The organism is Burkholderia sp. Ac-20353, assembly GCF_017104785.1.
Taxonomy (GTDB): Bacteria; Pseudomonadota; Gammaproteobacteria; order Burkholderiales; family Burkholderiaceae; genus Burkholderia.
In genome coordinates, this window is sequence record NZ_JAAGPL010000180.1 from 1 (window position 1) to 17747 (window position 17747).

Here is a 17747-nt window from a genome sequence, read left to right on the forward strand (position 1 = left end):
AAACCGGCACGACCCGGCCACGCCCCCGGCCTGCCCGGGCTGCCCACCCGGCGCCCCGCGCTCAAAGCGAAGCGAGCCTCTGCCGCGCAACTCCCGGTAAAATAGCGGGTTGTCATCATTCTGGCTGTCCGCCCACTCGCCGTGTTCAGTTCCCTCTATCCGCTCGCCCGCGCATCCCTGTTCAAGATGGATGCGGAAGACGCTCACCACCTCACGCTGCGCGCACTCGGCGCGGCCGGCCGTACAGGCCTCGCCTGCGCGCTGTCGGCCCGCGTGCCCGACGCGCCGCGCACCGTGATGGGGCTCACGTTTCGCAACCCGGTCGGCCTCGCAGCCGGTCTCGACAAGGACGGCGCGGCGATCGACGGCCTCGCGGCGCTCGGCTTCGGCTTCATCGAGGTCGGCACCGTCACGCCGCGCCCGCAGCCCGGCAACCCGCGCCCGCGCATGTTCCGGCTGCCACAGGCCGACGCGCTGATCAACCGGATGGGCTTCAACAACAGCGGCGTCGACCAGTTCGTGAAGAACGTCCAGGCCGCCCGCTACCGCGGCATCCTCGGCCTGAACATCGGCAAGAATGCCGACACGCCGATCGAGCGCGCCGCCGACGATTACCTGTATTGCCTCGAGCGCGTCTATCCGTTCGCGAGCTACGTGACGATCAACATCTCGTCGCCGAACACGAAGAACCTGCGCCAGCTGCAGGGCGCGGGCGAGCTCGACGCGCTGCTCGCGGCGCTGAAGGACAAGCAGCAGCGTCTCGCCGACCTGCACGGCAAGCTCGTGCCGCTCGCGCTGAAGATCGCACCGGACCTCGACGACGAGCAGGTCAAGGAAATCGCCAACACGTTGCTGCGCCACAAGATCGAAGCGGTGATCGCGACCAACACGACGCTGTCGCGCGCCGCGGTGCAGGGCCTGCCGCATGCGGACGAGGCCGGCGGCCTGTCCGGACGGCCGGTGTTCGAGGCATCGAACGAGGTGATCCGCAAGCTGCACGCCGAAGTCGGCAGCGCGGTGCCGATCATCGGCGTCGGCGGCATCTTCTCCGGCGAGGATGCACAGGCGAAGCTCGCGGCCGGCGCGTCGCTCGTCCAGCTGTACACGGGATTCATCTACCGCGGCCCGGCCCTCGTCGCCGAATGCGTGAAGGCCGTCGCCCGCCAGCGCGCATCGTAATATAGGAATAAACAAACGATATTTAGAGGTCGATTGCGTTTTTGCTATTATCGGCCCGAATTCGGAATCGTTGGCCCGGACCGGGCAAGGAAACACACAATGAAAACTACGCTGCTGAAGAAACTGCTGGTCGCCGGGGTGATCGGCGCATCGTTCGCCGCCGCAACCGCGCACGCGGCCGACCTGCTCGACCAGGTGAAGCAACGCGGCACGCTGCGGATCGGCCTCGAGGGCACGTTCCCGCCGTTCAATTCGAAGAGCCCGCAGGGCGACCTGGTCGGCTTCGACGTCGATATCGCGAAAGCCATCGCGGCCAAGCTCGGCGTGAAACCCGAATTCGTCACGACCGAATGGAGCGGCATCATCGCCGGCCTGCAGGCAAGCAAGTTCGACGTGATCGTGAACCAGGTCGGTATCACCGACAAGCGCAAGGAAACGCTCGACTTCTCGCCGGCGTACACGTACTCGTCCGCGCAGCTGATCCAGCGCAAGGACGACACGCGCGAGTTCAAGTCGCTCGACGACCTGAAGGGCAAGAAGCTCGGCGTCGCGCTCGGCACGAACTACATGGACATGGCGAAGTCGGTGCCGGGCATCGACGTGAAGACCTATCCGGGCGCCCCTGAATACCTGCGCGATCTCGCGGCCGGCCGTCTCGACGCGGCGCTCAACGATCGCCTGATGCTCGCTTACCTGACGAAGAACGCGCAGCTGCCGCTGCGCCCGGGCGCGAACGTCGGCTCGGCGAACCCGTCGGGCATTCCGTTCAAGAAGGGCAATCCGAAGTTCCAGAAGGCGATCGACGACGCGATGACGCAACTCGAGGCCGACGGCACCTTCACGAAGATCTCGGACAAGTGGTTCGGCATCGACGTGACGAAACCGCTCAAGTAAGCACGCCAGCATCGCCCGCCGAGCGCGGGCCGGAAAGGGCGGCATCCGTAACGATGCCGCCCTTTGTTTTATTCGTCCGGTTTATGATTGCGCTTTCGCGCACGCATCCGATTCGTACTTCATGTCGACCACTTCCCTGCTCGTCCAATCGTTGCCGGTACTCGCCCAGGGCGCCGTGCTGACCGTCAAGTTCGCTGTCCTGTCGATGGTGTTCGGCCTCGTCGGCGCCGTCGCGCTGGCCATGATGGGGATCCGGCAGAACGACGGGCTCGAAGGCTTCGAGCGCTTCGTCGTGAACGCGCTCGCGGCGCTCGCGCGCGCGTACGTCAGCGTCATGCGCGGCACGCCGCTGCTCGTCCAGATCTTCGTCATCTATTACGGCCTGCCGAGCCTCGGCATTTCGCTAGACCCGACGCCTGCGGGCGTCATCGCGCTGTCCGCGAACGTCGCGGCTTACATGTCCGAAAGCATGCGCGGCGCGATCAACGGCATCCACCGCGGCCAGTGGCTGGCGTCGTACAGCCTCGGGTTGTCGTGGGGGCAGACGCTGCGCTACGTGATCGGCCCGCAGGCGCTGCGTATCGCGGTGCCGAGCCTGTCGAACAGCCTGATCAGCCTGATCAAGGACACGTCGCTCGTGTCGGTGATCACCGTGACCGAGCTGTTGCGCAGTGCGCAGGAAATGATCGCATCGACCTACCAGCCGTTGCCGCTGTATCTCGCTGCGGCGGCTGTGTACTGGGTGCTGTGCCAGGTCCTCGAATGGGTGCAGCGCTGGTACGAGAAGCGGCTATCGCTGCCGGCACGACACTGACGCATCCGGTGCCGGGTTGCGGCGCGCAGCCCGGTATCGGGTATCGACCGGCAGCCGCGACTCGGCCGACCCGCTTCATTCCCCCGGATAACGCACGCCGAGCGCCGCACGCGCGGCATCCGTCATCGCGATCATCCGCCGCGAATGATCGTGCGTCATCACCGGGCTTTCGACTGCGCCCGCGCGCAGCAGCTCGCAGAAATGCGCGGTCTCGTAGTTGAGGCCGCCGCCGTCGAACGGCTCGTCGAGCTCGACCACGCGCCCGTCCGCATAACAGATCGTCGCGCGCGCGGGGTTCCACCACTTCTCGTGTATCGTCACGTGCCCGCCCGCCGCGGCGAGCAGCGCGTCGCCCCGCCCCATCACGTCGAGCCCGCAGAAAAGCTGCGCGATGCCGCCGTCCGCGTGGCGGCTGTTCAGGCTCGAGAACACGTCGACGCCCGTCGCGCCGACGCGGCCGAGCGTCTGCACGTCGAGCGGCGCGCCGAGCCAGTCGACCGCGAGAAACGTCTCGTAGATACCGATGTCGAGCAGCGCGCCGCCCGCCTGTTCCAGGCGATACACCGGATGGTCGGCGGGCACGCCCGACGACGCGCAGCCGGCCCGCACGAGCCGGATCTCGCCGATCGGATCGTCGCGCAGGTGCGCGCGTAGCTTCCGGTACAGCGGATAGAACGGCGGCTTCATGGCCTCCATGAACAGCCGGCCGGCGTCGCGCGCGGCGCGCAGCACGGTCTCGAGCTGCGCGGCATTGAGCGTCGCGGGTTTTTCGCACAGCACGGCCTTGCCGGCCGCGAGCGCCGCCAGTGTGAATGCCGCGTGACTGTCATGAAGCGTCGCGATGTAGATCGCGTCGATGTCGCTCGCGAGCAGCGCGTCGAGCGCGGCGAATGGCATGCCGCCGTGGTCGGCGCAGAACGCCGCCGCAGCGTCCGCGCGTCGCGCCCAGACGCCCGCGAGCGTGGCACCGGGCACATGCGCGAGACTCTGCGCGAAGCGGCGCGCAATGCTGCCCGCGCCGACGATGCCGAAGCGCACCGGCCGTGTTTCGAGGTCGTTCATCCGGATCATCCGTGTCGGGGTGGTGACGATGGCCGACACTACGCCGGCCGGCCGTCATGATAAACGGCAAGCCGGTGACCGGATGAACCGACGAGCGGACCGCGCGCGATCAGCCGCGATCAGGCACGCATCGGCACGTCGACGGAGAAATCCCGGGAAATCTCGTCGGAGCTGTAGTTGATCAGCGCGAGCGAGGCGGCCTCGGCCTCGCGCGGATCGCGGCGTTCGATCGCCTCGACGACGCGCGCATGCGCGTTGACCGCGACCTCGTGCGCGCCTTCCTTCTGCACGACGCGCGGGTTCACGAGCCTTACCGCGCCGCGCACGATCGCCGCCATCTGCTGGAAAAACTGATTGCCGCTCGCATGCACGATCCGTGTATGCAGCAGCTCGTCGGCCGCATCGTAGCCCGTATCGCCCGGCTGCAGCCCCTTGAATGCCTCGAACGCTTCGCGGATGCCCGCGACGTCCGCGGCGCTCGCGCGCAACGCCGCCTGCGCGGTCGCGCGCGGCTCGATCAGCATCCGGAATTCGATCACGTCGCGCATGAACTGCGGGTCGGGTTTCGCCCGGAACCGCCAGCTCACGACGTCTTCGTCGATCATGCGCCAGTCGCGCATCGGCCGCACTCGCGTGCCGACCTTCGGACGGACGTCGAGCATGTCGCGCGCAAGCAACATCGACAATGCTTCGCGCATCACCGTGCGGCTCACGTCGAACTCCTTCGACAGCACATCCTGCGGCGGCAGGATGCCACCGTACTTGTCCTCGACGATGCCTGCGACGAGTCCATCCATCACTTTCGCGACCAGTGACCGGTCTTTGCCCTGCTCCATGACACCTCCCCGTGCGTCTATTTGCGAATACCTGCTCCGCAGTTCCGCCGGCCCTGGTTACGACTGTTCTTATGATCTATAAGTTGATGAGTTTCGGGCCCATTCCGCTATCTGGTAAACACCTGACAGGGTTATCCCTCTTCTTTCTACAGGGGATTCATGACGCTTCAAAAAAAGCCCGGCAAGCGCTTTGCGCTTGCCGGGCCGAGATCCATGAGATTCGGACCTGCAGTGCCGCAATGCCGCTGTGCCACCGAGCATTACGCAGCACTGCTTTTCAATTCTTTCAGTGGGCCGGATAAACGATCGTCTCGACGCCGCTCTCCGTGCCGAGCAGGCACAGGTTCGCGCCACGCTGCGCGAACAGGCCGACCGTCACGACGCCCGGCCATGCGTTCACCTGCGCCTCGAAGCCGCGCGGATCGGCGATCTGCAGCCCCTTCACGTCGATGATCTCGTTGCCGTTGTCGGTGATGTACGGCGCGCCGTCCTTCGTCACGCGCAGCACCGGCACGCCACCCGCCGCCGTCACCCGGCGGCCGATCGCGGTGCGCGCCATCGGCACCACTTCGATCGGCAGCGGGAATGCGCCGAGCACCGGCACGCGCTTGCTCGCGTCCGCGATGCAGACGAACGTGTCGGCCACCGACGCGACGATCTTCTCGCGCGTCAGCGCACCGCCGCCACCCTTGATCATTGCGCCGCTCGCGTCGATCTCGTCCGCGCCGTCGACGTACACCTGCAGCGACTCGACGTCGTTCAGGTCGAACACCGTGATGCCGTGCGACTTCAGGCGTTCGGTCGTTGCGATCGAGCTGGACACCGCGCCGCGATAGCGCGACTTGACGGCGGCGAGCGCGTCGATGAAGCAGTTGGCGGTCGAGCCGGTGCCGACGCCGATCACCGCGCCTTCCGGCACGTTCTGGATCACGTAATCGGCCGCCGCCTGGCCGACGAGGCGTTTGAGTTCGTCTTGAGTCATGGGAGGGTGATGCTGTGCGATTGCGGAAAACCGACAGTTTACCGGAGTCGGGCGACCATCAGCGCGTTTCCGGCATCCGACGCGGCCGCGGCATGCTCACGGCGCGCCGGCGGCTGTCCCATCAGCCGCCGGTGCCTGTCCGGGGAAGTACTTGTCGAGCAGTGCCTGCGCGATCGCATCGGTTTCCGCGTCCGGATTGCCCGCGCAGTCGGACGGCCGGAAATGCATCTGGAAGGCCGCGAACACACGGCGCGTGCGCGCGTCGAGCGTGCCGTCCGTCGGCACGTCGTAGCCGTAGCGCGCGAGCTTGAGCTGCAGCGCGCGCACGTCGACGCTCGCGTGCGGATCGCGTCCGGCGACGCGCGCAGCGACCGTCGCGTCGTCGGGCCACGCGCCGACGCCGGCCTGCGCGAGCGCACGCCACGGAAACAGCGGCCCCGGATCGATCTTGCGTTGCGGAGCGATGTCGCTGTGCCCGACGATGCGCGTCGGCGGGATCTGGTAACGCGCGACGATGTGCTTCGACAGGCGGATCAGCGCGTCGACCTGCTCCTGCGGATACGGCTGACAGGTACGGCCCTGCGGCGTGTCGGTCGGGCCGCCGTTGACGTTCTCGATACCGATCGACGCCGCATTCAGCTCCGTCGTGCCCTGCCACGAACTGACGCCCGCATGCCACGCGCGCTGCGCTTCCGGCACGAGCTGGTAGACGACCGGCTTGCCCCATTCGATCGGCGGCTGCGCCGGCACGAGGTAATGCGCGCTGACCGCGTCGCCCGTCAGCGTGCGCAGTGATTGCGCTTCGCCGCTTTCGGTGTAGTGCATCACGAGAAAGCGGATCCGCGAGTCGGCACCCTGTGCGCGATGGCTCGTGTCGGCATAGTAGGTGCCCCGCCCGACGAGCGAAGGGGACGTGCACGCGGCCAGCAGGCACAGGCCGGCGCATAGTGCGCCGCGATAGAACAGGCTCATCGATCGATATCCGGACGGGTTGTGCGGCCGTGCCGCCCCGCCATTCTAAAATGATGCGCGTGAGAGCCGCGACACTGAGAGAACCATAATGGAAAGAATCTGGCTGAATGCTTATCCCGACGGCGTACCGGAAACCGTCGATCCCGACCGCTACCGGTCGCTCGCCCATCTGCTCGACGAATCGTTCGCGATGTTCGCCGCACGCAACGCATACGCGTGCATGGGACGCACGATGACCTATGCGGAACTCGATGCGCATTCGCGCAGCCTCGGCGCGTGGTTCCAGCAGCAGGGTTTGCCGAAAGGCGCGCGCATCGCGGTGATGATGCCGAACGTGCTGCAGTATCCGGTCACCGTCGCCGCCGCGCTGCGCGCGGGCTATACGGTCGTCAACGTGAATCCGCTCTATACGCCGCGCGAGCTCGAACACCAGCTGCACGATTCGGGCGCCGAAGCGATCGTCGTGCTCGAGAACTTCGCGACGACGCTGCAGCAGGTGATCGAACGAACCTCGGTGAAGCATGTCGTCGTCGCGTCGCTCGGCGACCTGCTCGGCGTGGTGCGGGGCACGGTCGTCAATTTCGTCGCACGCCGCGTGAAGAAGCTCGTGCCGGCCTACCGGCTGCCGGGCGCGACGCCGTTCCGCGCGGCCCTTCGCGAAGGCGCGAAGCACACGTTTCGTCCTGCCGCACTCGATCACCGCGACATCGCGTTCCTGCAATACACGGGCGGCACGACGGGCATCTCGAAAGGCGCGATGCTCACGCACCGCAACGTGATCGCGAACATTCTGCAGAACGACGCATGGAGCCAGCCGGCGTTGCGCCAGGATCCGCCGATCGATGCGCTCGTGACCGTCTGCGCGCTGCCCCTCTATCACATCCTCGCGCTCAACGCATGCATGCTGATGGGCGCGCGTTGGGGAGCGATGAACGTGCTGATTCCGAACCCGCGCGACGTTACGGGATTCGTGAAGGAACTGTCGCAGCATCGCGTGAATTTCTTCCCGGGCGTCAACACGCTGTTCAACGCGCTGCTCAATCATCCGGGTTTCGCGGCACTCGATTTCTCGGGGTTGCGGATCACGCTCGGCGGCGGCATGGCCGTGCAGGAAGTCGTCAGCGCGCGTTGGGCGAAGACGACCGGCTGCCCGATCCTCGAAGGCTACGGGCTGTCCGAGACGTCGCCGACCGTGACGCTGAATCCCACAACGCTCGCCGCGTTCACGGGCACGATCGGCCTGCCCGTGCCGTCGACGGACATCGCCCTTCTCGGCGAAAACGACGAACCTGTGCCGCAGGGTCAGCCCGGCGAGATTGCGGTCCGCGGCCCGCAGGTGATGGCTGGCTACTGGAACCGCCCGGACGAGACGGCGAGGGTCATGACGCAGGACGGCTTCTTCAAGACGGGCGACGTCGGCGTGATGGACGAACGCGGCTACGTGCGCATCGTCGACCGGAAGAAGGACATGATCCTCGTATCGGGTTTCAACGTGTATCCGAACGAGATCGAAAGCGTCGTCGCGGCCCATCCGGGTGTCGTCGAATGCGCGTGCGTCGGCGTGCCGGACCCGAATTCGGGCGAGGCCGTGAAGCTGTACGTCGTGCGCCGCGATCCCGCGCTCACGACCGACGCATTGATGGCCTACTGCAAAAAGGAGTTCACCGGCTACAAGAAGCCGAAATACATCGAGTTCCGCGACAGCCTGCCGAAGTCGAACATCGGCAAGATCCTGCGGCGAGAGCTGCGGGACGAGCACGGGCGGGCTGCGTAGTTTTCGCGCAGGGGTCGACTCCGGACGCGAGCCAGTCATTCCGGACGACCATGACAAAGGGCGGCATCGTTGCCGATGCCGCCCGCTTCTGGATCACGTTCTGGCTCGCGTTCCGGCGCGTCGACCTGCGGTCGACGCAAAGGCGTCAGTACGTCATGCCTTCACGCGCCGCTGCCGCACCGCTTCGTACAGGCACACGCCCGACGCGACGGACACGTTCAGGCTCTCGACGCTGCCGGCCATCGGAATGCTCATCACTTCGTCGCAGGTATCGCGCGTGAGCCGGCGCATGCCCTCGCCTTCCGCGCCCATCACGAGCGCGACCGGACCGTCGAGCTTCGTGTCGTAGAGCGTCGCCGACGCTTCGTCCGACGTGCCGATGATCCACACGCCCGCCTCCTTCAGCTCGCGCAGTGCGCGGGCGAGGTTCGTGACCGTGATGTACGGCACCGTGTCGGCCGCGCCGCTCGCGACCTTCGCCGCGGTCGCGTTCAGGCCCACCGCGCGGTCACGCGGTGCGATCACCGCATGCGCGCCGGCCGCATCGGCGACGCGCAGGCACGCGCCGAGGTTGTGCGGATCGGTGACGCCGTCGAGCACCAGCAGCAGCGCCGGGCCCTGGATGCCGTCGAGCAGCTCGGACAGGTTCTGCGCGAGCGGAACGTCCTCGACGCGCGCGACGATGCCCTGGTGGCGCTCGGTGTGCGCGAGCCCCCAGAGACGCGTCTCGTCGGCCGCGATCAGCCGCACGCCCGCTTCCTTCGCGGTGTGCAGGAAATCCTGCATGCGGCGGTCGCGGCGCGTCTGGTCGTACAGCACCTCCGCAACCGTCGACGCATCGTGCCGCAAGCGTGCGGTCACCGCATGAAAACCGTAAAGAACCTTCAGACGTGACATGACTGGAACAACCTTCGATCAAACGGGCGGCCGCACTGGACAGGCGGCCGCCAACCATGGAAACGGAAAGCGCCGCGCTTCTGGCCGATAGGCAGCAACGCGGCGTCTCTCGATACGGACGGGGTACGGCGCATGCACGCCGCCCCCGATGCTCAGTACTTCTTGCGGGCGCGCGCCTTCTTCGCGGCCGGCTTCGCCGGCGCGCCCTTCTTCTTGGCCGCGGCCCGCGCGGCGTGTGCTTCCTTGACCTCGGCGCTCGGCGCGCTTGCGGCCTTCTTGCGGCGCACCGCCGGCTCGTCGGACGGCGGCAGCGCACGCACGCGAGGACCACCGCGCTCGGCGCTCGGCGCGGCCTGCACCGCCGTCGGGCGCGGCGCCTTCACCGGCGTGTCGCGCACGAGCCGGAAATCGATCTTGCGCGCATCGAGGTCGACGCGGCTCACCTGCACGCGTACACGATCCGACAGGCGGTAGCGGATCCCCGTGCGTTCGCCGCGCAGCTCGTTCTTGATCTCGTCGTACTGGAAGTAGTCCGAGCCGAGCTCCGTCACATGCACGAGGCCTTCGATGAACAGCGTGTCGAGCTGCACGAAGATGCCGAACGACGTGACGCCGTTCACCATCCCGCCGTACTCCTCGCCGAGCTTGTCGCGCATGAAGTAGCACTTGAGCCACGCCTCGACGTCGCGCGATGCTTCGTCTGCGCGCCGCTCGTTCGCCGAGCAGTGCAGCCCGAGCTCTTCCCAGATCGCGGTGTTCGACCGCGAGCGGCTGCGCGCTTCGTCGTCGGCCTGCTGCATCGCGCGGGCGCGCGGCGACAGCGCGGTGTTCAGCTCCACGCCGTCCGGCGCCTTCGGCACGTACTTCTTGCCGGACAGGATCGCGTAGATCGCGCGGTGCGTGAGCAGGTCCGGGTAGCGGCGGATCGGGCTCGTGAAGTGTGCGTATGCCTCGTACGCGAGACCGAAGTGGCCGATGTTGTCCGGGCTGTAGACGGCCTGCTGCATCGAGCGCAGCAGCATCGGCTGCAGCATCTGCGCGTCGGGACGGTCGCGGATGTGCGCCATCAGCGCCGCGTAGTCGCTCGCGTGCGGCGTGTCGCCGCCGCCGAGCGTCAGGCCCATCCCGCGCAGGAACGTGCGCAGGTTCTCGAGCTTTTCCGCGGTCGGGCCCGCGTGCACGCGGTACAGGCCCGGATGCTTGTTGCGCTTCAGGAAGTCGGCCGCGCAGACGTTCGCGGCCAGCATGCATTCCTCGATCAGCCGGTGTGCGTCGTTGCGCTGGCGCGGCAGGATCTGCTCGATCTTGCCTTGCGCGTTGCAGACGATGTACGTCTCGGTCGTGTCGAAATCGATCGCGCCGCGCTTCTGTCGCGCGGCGAACAGCGCCTTGTAGACGCCGTACAGGTTCTGCAGGTGCGGCAGCAGCTCGGCGCGGCGCGCGGCCTCCGGCCCCTTCGTGTTCGCGAGCACCGCCGCGACTTCCGTGTACGTGAGGCGCGCGGCCGAATGGATCACGGCCGGGTAGAACTGGTAGGCCTTGATCTCGCCGCGCGCGGTGATCACGATGTCGCACGCGAGCACGCAACGATCGACCTGCGGGTTCAGCGAGCACAGCCCGTTCGACAGTTTCTCCGGCAGCATCGGGATCACGCGGCGCGGGAAATACACCGACGTGCTGCGCTCGACCGCGTCGCCATCGAGCCCGCTGCCCGGCTGCACGTAGTGCGAAACGTCGGCAATCGCGACGATCAGCCGGAAGCCGTCGCCGCGGCCGACCTTCACCGGCTCGCAATACACCGCATCGTCGAAGTCGCGCGCGTCCTCGCCGTCGATCGTGACGAGCGGCACGTCGCGCAGGTCGACGCGGAACCGCAGGTCGGCCGGCCGCACCTTGTCGGGCAACGCGGCTGCATCGTCGAGCGCCGGCTGGCTGAATTCATGGGGCACGCCGTACTTGCGCACCGCGATCTCGATCTCCATGCCCGGATCGTCGATGTCGCCGAGCACCTCGACCACGCGGCCGAGCGGCTGCGAATGGCGGCTCGGGAAATCGGTCAGTTCGACGACGACGACCTGGCCGACCTTCGCCTTCTTCGCGTTCTGCGTGATCAGGATGTCGTGGCCGATGCGCTTGTCTTCGGGCGCGACGATCAATGCGCCGTTCTCGTTCAGCAGGCGGCCGATCACGCGCTTGTTCGCGCGGTCGGTGACCTCGACGACGTGCCCTTCCGGCCGGCCGCGGCGATCGTAGCCGACGATCCGCGCGAGCACGCGATCGTTGTGCATCACCTTCTGCATTTCGCCGTTCGGCAAAAACAGGTCGTCCTGGCCGTCGTCACGAATCACGAACCCGTAGCCGTCGCGATGGCCCTGCACGCGCCCGGCGACGAAGTTGGACGGATGGGTCAGCTGGTAATGGCCGCGTTTGTCGAGCCGGATCTGGCCGTCGCGCTCCATCGCGGCGACACGCCGGAAGAACCCTTCACGCTCCTGGCGCTTGATCGACAGCGCCTCGGCGATGTCGTTCGCGGCGAGAGGCGCGTCGCTCGTACGCAGCACGCCGAGAATCTCTTCGCGGCTCGGAATGGGGTACGGATATTTGCTCAAGGGCTTGTCGATGGTTTTTCTCGTTGCGTTGGCTGATGGTGCGCGGCATCAATACAAGCATGCCGATCCAGGCATGTCCATATTGTTGGCGGCCATTCTATCATCCGGCCGTGTCGCCATTGACGAGGACGCGCGACGTTCGCCGACTGCCCGGCGCGGATCGAGGCATCGCAAAAAAGTGTTGACACGAATAAATGGGGCGCTATAATTGCGTTCTTTCGCGATGCAGCAACAAGCGAAACGTGCCCAGGTGGCGGAATTGGTAGACGCACTAGGTTCAGGTCCTAGCGGTGGCAACACCGTGGAGGTTCGAGTCCTCTCCTGGGCACCATCTGTTTTGAAAAGGTCGGCTTTATGCCGGCCTTTTTTCATTTCTGGCCCGGGAAGCTAAGCGCCTGCAACGTCACGCTCCTCACGCACTCAGCGTGATACCCACCACGACACCGATGGCAGGGAGATACATTCGGGAATCCCCCAGCACGGACCGATTGGCGGCAATTTCCGCAAGAGCGGCGAAATAAAGGGAAATGTACAGAAACTGGCTGGCGGAGCCCCACTTGCCAACGGCAGCGGCCCCTCCCGCAAATCCCACGAGAACGGCAGTTGCTACCGACGCGAACGCGACTGCGCGTGCGGCCAGGTGAGCGACGAACTGCTCCGCGCCTGGACATTCACGCTTCGTACCGAACCACCAGACGATCGCTTTGAGTGGCCAGAGCAGGATGATGAGTAGCCCGAGCGAATAGTAGGCAATGTGTTCCTGCAGCAGTTCGCTTCCCACATTGGCCTTATCGAAATGGCGATAACCGACCCACTGTATCAGTGCGCAGACGAATCCAACACCACCGAAGAATGGCAAGTCCTTCCACAGATCTTTTGCCGCCAGCGTCCACGGCATCGTACGTTTCGTCATGTCAACCCTCGTCAAATACCGCAGGGAAAGACCGGCGCATCGCCTACCCGATAGCTCCCATGGGATCCCTCGCCAATCAGAATCACGGATCGATCATTTCCCAGCGATAGAACGCCGGAGGTTCGAAAAGAAGTCGCTCATATTCATAGAGGCTACGACCATCCTGCCCGAACACCCAGACAGATCTGGAGTCGCGTTGGAGCAGCGCGTTGCCCGGCAGCTTCAACCATACCCATGCATGCTGCCGGCGGTCATAGAGCAACAGAGTCCTGTCTAGCTTGACCAGTACGTAGCGCGGGTTCCAGGCCACGGCAACAGCGTCCCGCTTGGTCGCCTCGACGAGCGGCAGTTGCCCCCCGAGTGTCATCAGGTTCACACCGACCCGGGCGTCGTCGGCCACGCTTGGACGAGACTCGCGGGTGCCGCAACAGGGCCGGACTTCACCGTGCTGCGGCGTCAGACTATGACTGATGCGTTGACCGTGGGGACGACACATGCATGGAGTTCGGACCTGACAACATCCGTTCCGGATGCTCTCATTCGGACTCCGAACACGATGGCGGGTCACAAGTGGCCCGGCAGGCCAAATATGACCCGCTAATTTCCAATTTAATTTCAAATACTTACGTCAAATCGAGCCATTTGTGGCTCGTGAGTAGAAGAATTAGGCCTGCATAGCGCTCCCGCAGAACAATTCAATGTCATCCAAAATCAATCAACGCATTGATATTTAAGCGTTTTATTGGGTATCCAAGCACCTGGCACAGCGATTGCGTTAAGGCTGATGTCATCACCGATGGCGCATCGGGCCATGGGGGCCCATCACAACGTGGAGTACAGCAATGCCAACACCCGCCTACATCAGCATCCAGGGCAAGACCCAAGGCAACATCACTCAGGGTGCCTTCACCGCCGACTCGGTCGGCAACGTCTATCAGGAAGGTCATGAAGACCAGATCCTCGTCCAGGAGATCGAGCACCTGATCGCCACGCCGACCGATCCGCAGAGCGGCCAGCCCTCCGGCCAGCGCGTGCATCGGCCGTTCACCTTCACCGCGCCGCTGAACAAGGCTACCCCGCTGCTGTACCAAGCGCTGGCCTCTGGCGAGATGCTCCCCGAAGTGGAAGTGAAGTGGTACCGCACCTCTACTGAGGGCAAGCAAGAGCATTTCTTCACCACCAAGCTCGAAGACGCCACCATCGTCAACATCAACGCCGCGCTGCCGCACGCGCAGGACCCGAGCAAGGCCGAGTACACCCAGTTGATCAAGGTCGCCATGGCGTACCGCAAGATCACCTGGACCCATGCCATTGCTGGCACCGAAGCCTCCGACGACTGGCGCAAGCCGCAGGAAGCCTAACTAGGCTGTTGCGCGGCCAGCGAGTTTCGCTGGCCGCGCTGGAGCACGTGCAGGAAGACCGTGCCACGCGCAGTGGATCTGCACGAAGTGTTCTACTCGGCGCTGCGCCGAGACAATTCAAAGTGTTGTCAAAATGCGATGTGTCCCGCGCAAGCATCGCGCGAAGCGGGTCGGCGCTCGACATCACTTCCGCGCTTTCGACCACATCATTCGCGGCGACCAGCCGCCCGTCGATTTTCTGCGGCAGCTACGCCGACCGCATCCGCGACATACCGCCGGCAACCCGCGACACATCCGCCGCAAGCCTCTACCTTCACACCGATGTCAAGCACCCTCGACCGCAATAAATTCGGTCAATCACTCTAACGCGACATTTCGCTTTCATCTGCATCCCAAATCAATTTCAATCCTAAGCACCATCGCTTACACCCCCGCCGCATCCCCGCGCCACTTCACTGCCCAGCCTTACACCGCATCCAGACATACACGGCAATCCGCAAACGACAGCCGATTCCACCGACGAATGCCCTACATCCGTCCGTCACAAACGCTGCCGATACTCCGGCCCGATTGCGCGCCAACCCTGCTTTCATCGACCCACTGGCCGCCCGGAGAATAAACGTGTCACGCTTCAACCGCCCATTCAGCCAACATCGCCGACGCCTGCTGCAAGGCGGCGTCGCACTCACTGCCACCGCCACGCTCGGCGCGTGCGGCGGAACCAGCGACAGCAGCGGCGTCGCCGGCACCGCGAGCGCCCTCGCCGCGCAAAGCGCCGCACGTCCCGCATTGCCGGTACCGTCCGCGACCGGCATCGACCATGTCGTGCTCGTCGTGATGGAAAACCGCTCGTTCGACCATTACCTCGGCTGGGTGCCGGGCGCCAACGGCCGTCAGGCCGGTCTGCAGTTCAAGAATGCGTTCGGCCAGACGCAAAGCACGTTTGCGCTCGCGACGACCCCCGGCTATGGCTACCAGGCATGCAGCAAGGCCGATCCGGACCACAGCTACGACGGCGGACGCATCCAGCTCGACGGCGGCAAGATGGACGGCTGGCTGATGACGCCTGACACCAACAAGACGCAAGGCGACCTGTTCCCGATTGGCTACTACACGGCCGCCGACCTGCCGTTCTTCGCCGGCTGTGCGCAGAACTGGACGATCTGCGACAGCTACCACTGCGGGATTCTCGCGGAGACCTACCCGAACCGCCTCTATCTGATGTCCGGCGAAACGGACCGCCTCGTCAACGATTCGACGATCTGCCAGTTGCCGACGATCTTCGACCGCTTCAACGCGAAGGGCATTCCGTCGACGTACTACTACAGCGACGTGCCGTTCACCGCACTGTACGGCGCGCGCAACCTCGGCAATTCGCAGCCGTTCGCGGCGTTTCTCGCGGAAGCGGCCGCGGGCGCGCTGCCCGCGTTCTCGATGATCGATCCGCGTTTCGCCGGCGAATCACAGGGCCTGTCCGGCGACGACCACCCGGTGTCCGACATCCGCAACGGCCAGGCCTTCCTCAACACGGTCTACTCCGCAGTCCGCACGAGCCCGGCATGGAGCCGCACGCTGCTGATCGTGACCTACGACGAATGGGGTGGTTTCTTCGACCACGTGCCGCCGTTCAAGCGCCCGATCTCGTACGCCGAATCCGAGCTCGGCAACGACGGCCTGCTCGGCTTTCGCGTACCGCTCGTGCTGATCGGACCGCGCGCGAAACGCGGTACCGTCAGCAGCCTCGCATTCGATCCGAGCTCGATCCACCAGTTCCTGATGTGGCGCTTCGGGCTCGATCCGCTCGGCGTGCGCAGCACGGCGAGCGATACGAACAACCTCGCGTACGCACTCGACTTCACGTCGCCGCTCGACACGAGCGGACCGCTGTTCGACGTGCCGCTCGGGCCGTTCGGCGGTGCCTGCACAGGCGCCGTCACGAGCGGCATTCCCGGCATCGACCAGCTCGCGACGCTGGCTACGTCGCTCGGCTTCCCCAAACCATAACGCCCAGTCGCCCCCGACACGCATCGAGAACCCCAACATGAATCTCCGCACCATCATTGCGAGCGCCCTGTTCGCGCTCGCCACGCTGCTGCTCGCAGCCTGCTCCGGCAACGGCCCGGACGCGACCAACACGGCCAGCGCGCTTGCCGGCGACCGCTCGGACGCGCCGAAACTGCCGAAGCACATCTTCGTCGTCGCGCTCGAGAACGAAGGCTACGACACGACCTTCGGGCCGACGTCCGCCGCGCCCTACCTCGCCCGCACGCTGCCCGCGCAGGGCGCGCTGCTCACCGAGTACTACGGGATCGGCCACAACAGCCTCGACAATTACATTGCGATGGTGAGCGGGCAGGCGCCGAATCCGCAGACGCAGGCCGATTGCCAGGTCTACACGGACTGGCTCGGCAGCACCGCGCTCGACGGCAACGGCCAGGTCGCGGGCCTCGGCTGCGTGCTGCCGCCCAACGTGTTCACGATCGGCAACCAGCTGCAGGCCGCGGGCCTCGTGTGGAAGGGCTACATGGAAGACATGGGCAACGATCCCGCGCGCGACGGCGGTACCGTCTGCGCACACCCGGCACTTAACGCGCAGGACCCGACTCAGAAGGCGACGGCCGCGGACAGCTATGCGGTGCGCCACGATCCGTTCATGTACTTCCACGCGGTGATCGACGATCCGGCGGGCTGCGGCAGCCACGTCGTCAACCTGTCGCAGCTGGACACGGACCTGCAGAGCGTGTCGACGACGCCGAGCTACGCGTTCATCACGCCGAACCTGTGCCACGACGGGCACGACAGCCCATGCGCGGACGGCAGCGTGGGCGGCCTCGCATCGGTCAACCAGTTCCTGCAGACGCTGATTCCGAAGATCATGAATTCACCTGCCTACAAGCAGGACGGCCTGATCGTCATCACGTTCGACGAGGCCGGCACCAACGACACCACCGCGTGCTGTGGCGAGACGCCGGGGCCGAATTCGCTGCTGCCCGGCATTCTCGGCCCGGGTGGCGGCCGGACCGGCGCGGTGCTGCTGTCGCCGGCAATCAGGCCCGGCACGGTCAGCAACACGCCGTACAACCACTACGCGATGCTGCGCAGTGTCGAGGATCTGCTTGGCGTGCCGCATCTCGGTTTCGCGAATGCGAGCGGGTTGCAGACGTTCGGCAGCGACGTGTTCAATGCGACGTCGGATTGAGGTGGCGCGCGCCGCAAATGTGGCGCGACGAACGCGGCGGGCCGATCGTTTTGGCGGGTCCGCTGGCTGAGCGCTTTTGCTTGCGATGGTCGGACGCAAAAAAGCTGTTGACAGGCGTTCCGGACACGCTATAATTGCGTTCTTTCGCGATGCAGCAACAAGCGAAACGTGCCCAGGTGGCGGAATTGGTAGACGCACTAGGTTCAGGTCCTAGCGGTGGCAACATCGTGGAGGTTCGAGTCCTCTCCTGGGCAC

General features: G+C 65.5%; 15 protein-coding genes and 2 tRNA genes. 9 read left to right on the top strand and 8 right to left on the bottom strand.

Going from position 1 to position 17747, the window contains the following annotated elements; all coding sequences use genetic code 11:
- Positions 1 to 141 precede the first annotated feature (141 nt).
- The 3 genes from G3N94_RS32315 (at position 142) to G3N94_RS32325 (ending at position 2887) form a co-directional block, all read left to right on the top strand.
- Entirely contained in the window at positions 142 to 1179 is a 1038-nt protein-coding gene (locus G3N94_RS32315; protein WP_205797570.1) for a quinone-dependent dihydroorotate dehydrogenase, read from the top strand.
- A gap of 99 nt (positions 1180 to 1278) precedes the next feature.
- A complete protein-coding gene (locus tag G3N94_RS32320; protein ID WP_205797572.1) occupies positions 1279 to 2073 on the top strand; it encodes a cystine ABC transporter substrate-binding protein in 795 nt (264 codons plus the stop codon).
- A gap of 121 nt (positions 2074 to 2194) precedes the next feature.
- Entirely contained in the window at positions 2195 to 2887 is a 693-nt protein-coding gene (locus tag G3N94_RS32325) for an amino acid ABC transporter permease (RefSeq protein WP_205797574.1), read from the top strand.
- A 75-nt stretch (positions 2888 to 2962) separates the two neighbouring features.
- Here G3N94_RS32325 and G3N94_RS32330 read toward each other — a convergent pair whose 3' ends face one another.
- The 4 genes from G3N94_RS32330 to G3N94_RS32345 all read right to left on the bottom strand — a co-directional run bounded on the left by G3N94_RS32330 (position 2963) and on the right by G3N94_RS32345 (position 6739).
- Positions 2963 to 3949 carry a Gfo/Idh/MocA family oxidoreductase gene (locus tag G3N94_RS32330; protein ID WP_205797576.1) on the bottom strand — a complete coding sequence of 329 codons (987 nt, stop codon included), beginning with the start codon at positions 3947 to 3949 and terminating at the stop codon, positions 2963 to 2965.
- A gap of 119 nt (positions 3950 to 4068) precedes the next feature.
- Positions 4069 to 4785 carry an FCD domain-containing protein gene (locus tag G3N94_RS32335; protein WP_205797578.1) on the bottom strand — a complete coding sequence of 239 codons (717 nt, stop codon included), beginning with the start codon at positions 4783 to 4785 and terminating at the stop codon, positions 4069 to 4071.
- Between the two features lie 286 nt (positions 4786 to 5071).
- The gene (rpiA, locus tag G3N94_RS32340) at positions 5072 to 5767 is read right to left on the bottom strand and encodes a ribose-5-phosphate isomerase RpiA (protein WP_205797580.1); all 696 of its coding nucleotides are present in this window, start codon (positions 5765 to 5767) and stop codon (positions 5072 to 5074) included.
- Positions 5768 to 5863: 96 nt separating this feature from the next.
- A complete protein-coding gene (locus G3N94_RS32345; RefSeq protein WP_205797582.1) occupies positions 5864 to 6739 on the bottom strand; it encodes an N-acetylmuramoyl-L-alanine amidase in 876 nt (291 codons plus the stop codon).
- An 88-nt stretch (positions 6740 to 6827) separates the two neighbouring features.
- Between G3N94_RS32345 and G3N94_RS32350 the strand changes: the two genes are divergently transcribed.
- Positions 6828 to 8513: a long-chain-fatty-acid--CoA ligase gene (locus tag G3N94_RS32350; RefSeq protein WP_205797584.1), complete on the top strand. Its 1686-nt coding sequence runs from the start codon at positions 6828 to 6830 to the stop codon at positions 8511 to 8513.
- Positions 8514 to 8666: 153 nt separating this feature from the next.
- On the opposite strand, the gene rlmB is transcribed toward G3N94_RS32350, so the two are convergent.
- Together rlmB and rnr are read right to left on the bottom strand one after the other, a co-directional pair.
- On the bottom strand, positions 8667 to 9410 hold the full coding sequence (rlmB, locus tag G3N94_RS32355) for a 23S rRNA (guanosine(2251)-2'-O)-methyltransferase RlmB (protein WP_205797586.1): 744 nt from the start codon (positions 9408 to 9410) through the stop codon (positions 8667 to 8669).
- Between the two features lie 152 nt (positions 9411 to 9562).
- Positions 9563 to 12019 carry a ribonuclease R gene (rnr, locus tag G3N94_RS32360; RefSeq protein ID WP_205797588.1) on the bottom strand — a complete coding sequence of 819 codons (2457 nt, stop codon included), beginning with the start codon at positions 12017 to 12019 and terminating at the stop codon, positions 9563 to 9565.
- Between the two features lie 244 nt (positions 12020 to 12263).
- On the opposite strand from rnr, the gene G3N94_RS32365 reads away from it, so the two are divergent.
- Positions 12264 to 12350, top strand: a tRNA-Leu gene (locus G3N94_RS32365).
- 81 nt (positions 12351 to 12431) lie between these two features.
- Here the strand turns inward: G3N94_RS32365 and G3N94_RS32370 are convergent.
- Positions 12432 to 12932 carry a hypothetical protein gene (locus tag G3N94_RS32370; protein ID WP_205797590.1) on the bottom strand — a complete coding sequence of 167 codons (501 nt, stop codon included), beginning with the start codon at positions 12930 to 12932 and terminating at the stop codon, positions 12432 to 12434.
- Between the two features lie 82 nt (positions 12933 to 13014).
- A complete protein-coding gene (locus G3N94_RS32375) occupies positions 13015 to 13332 on the bottom strand; it encodes a hypothetical protein (RefSeq protein ID WP_205797592.1) in 318 nt (105 codons plus the stop codon).
- Between the two features lie 442 nt (positions 13333 to 13774).
- On the opposite strand from G3N94_RS32375, the gene G3N94_RS32380 reads away from it, so the two are divergent.
- The 4 genes from G3N94_RS32380 to G3N94_RS32395 all read left to right on the top strand — a co-directional run bounded on the left by G3N94_RS32380 (position 13775) and on the right by G3N94_RS32395 (position 17746).
- On the top strand, positions 13775 to 14293 hold the full coding sequence (locus tag G3N94_RS32380) for an Hcp family type VI secretion system effector (protein ID WP_205797594.1): 519 nt from the start codon (positions 13775 to 13777) through the stop codon (positions 14291 to 14293).
- Between the two features lie 621 nt (positions 14294 to 14914).
- Entirely contained in the window at positions 14915 to 16297 is a 1383-nt protein-coding gene (locus G3N94_RS32385; protein WP_205797596.1) for an alkaline phosphatase family protein, read from the top strand.
- Between the two features lie 37 nt (positions 16298 to 16334).
- Entirely contained in the window at positions 16335 to 17492 is a 1158-nt protein-coding gene (locus G3N94_RS32390; protein ID WP_205797598.1) for an alkaline phosphatase family protein, read from the top strand.
- Between the two features lie 170 nt (positions 17493 to 17662).
- Positions 17663 to 17746 (top strand) — tRNA-Leu (locus G3N94_RS32395).
- Position 17747 lies beyond the last annotated feature (1 nt).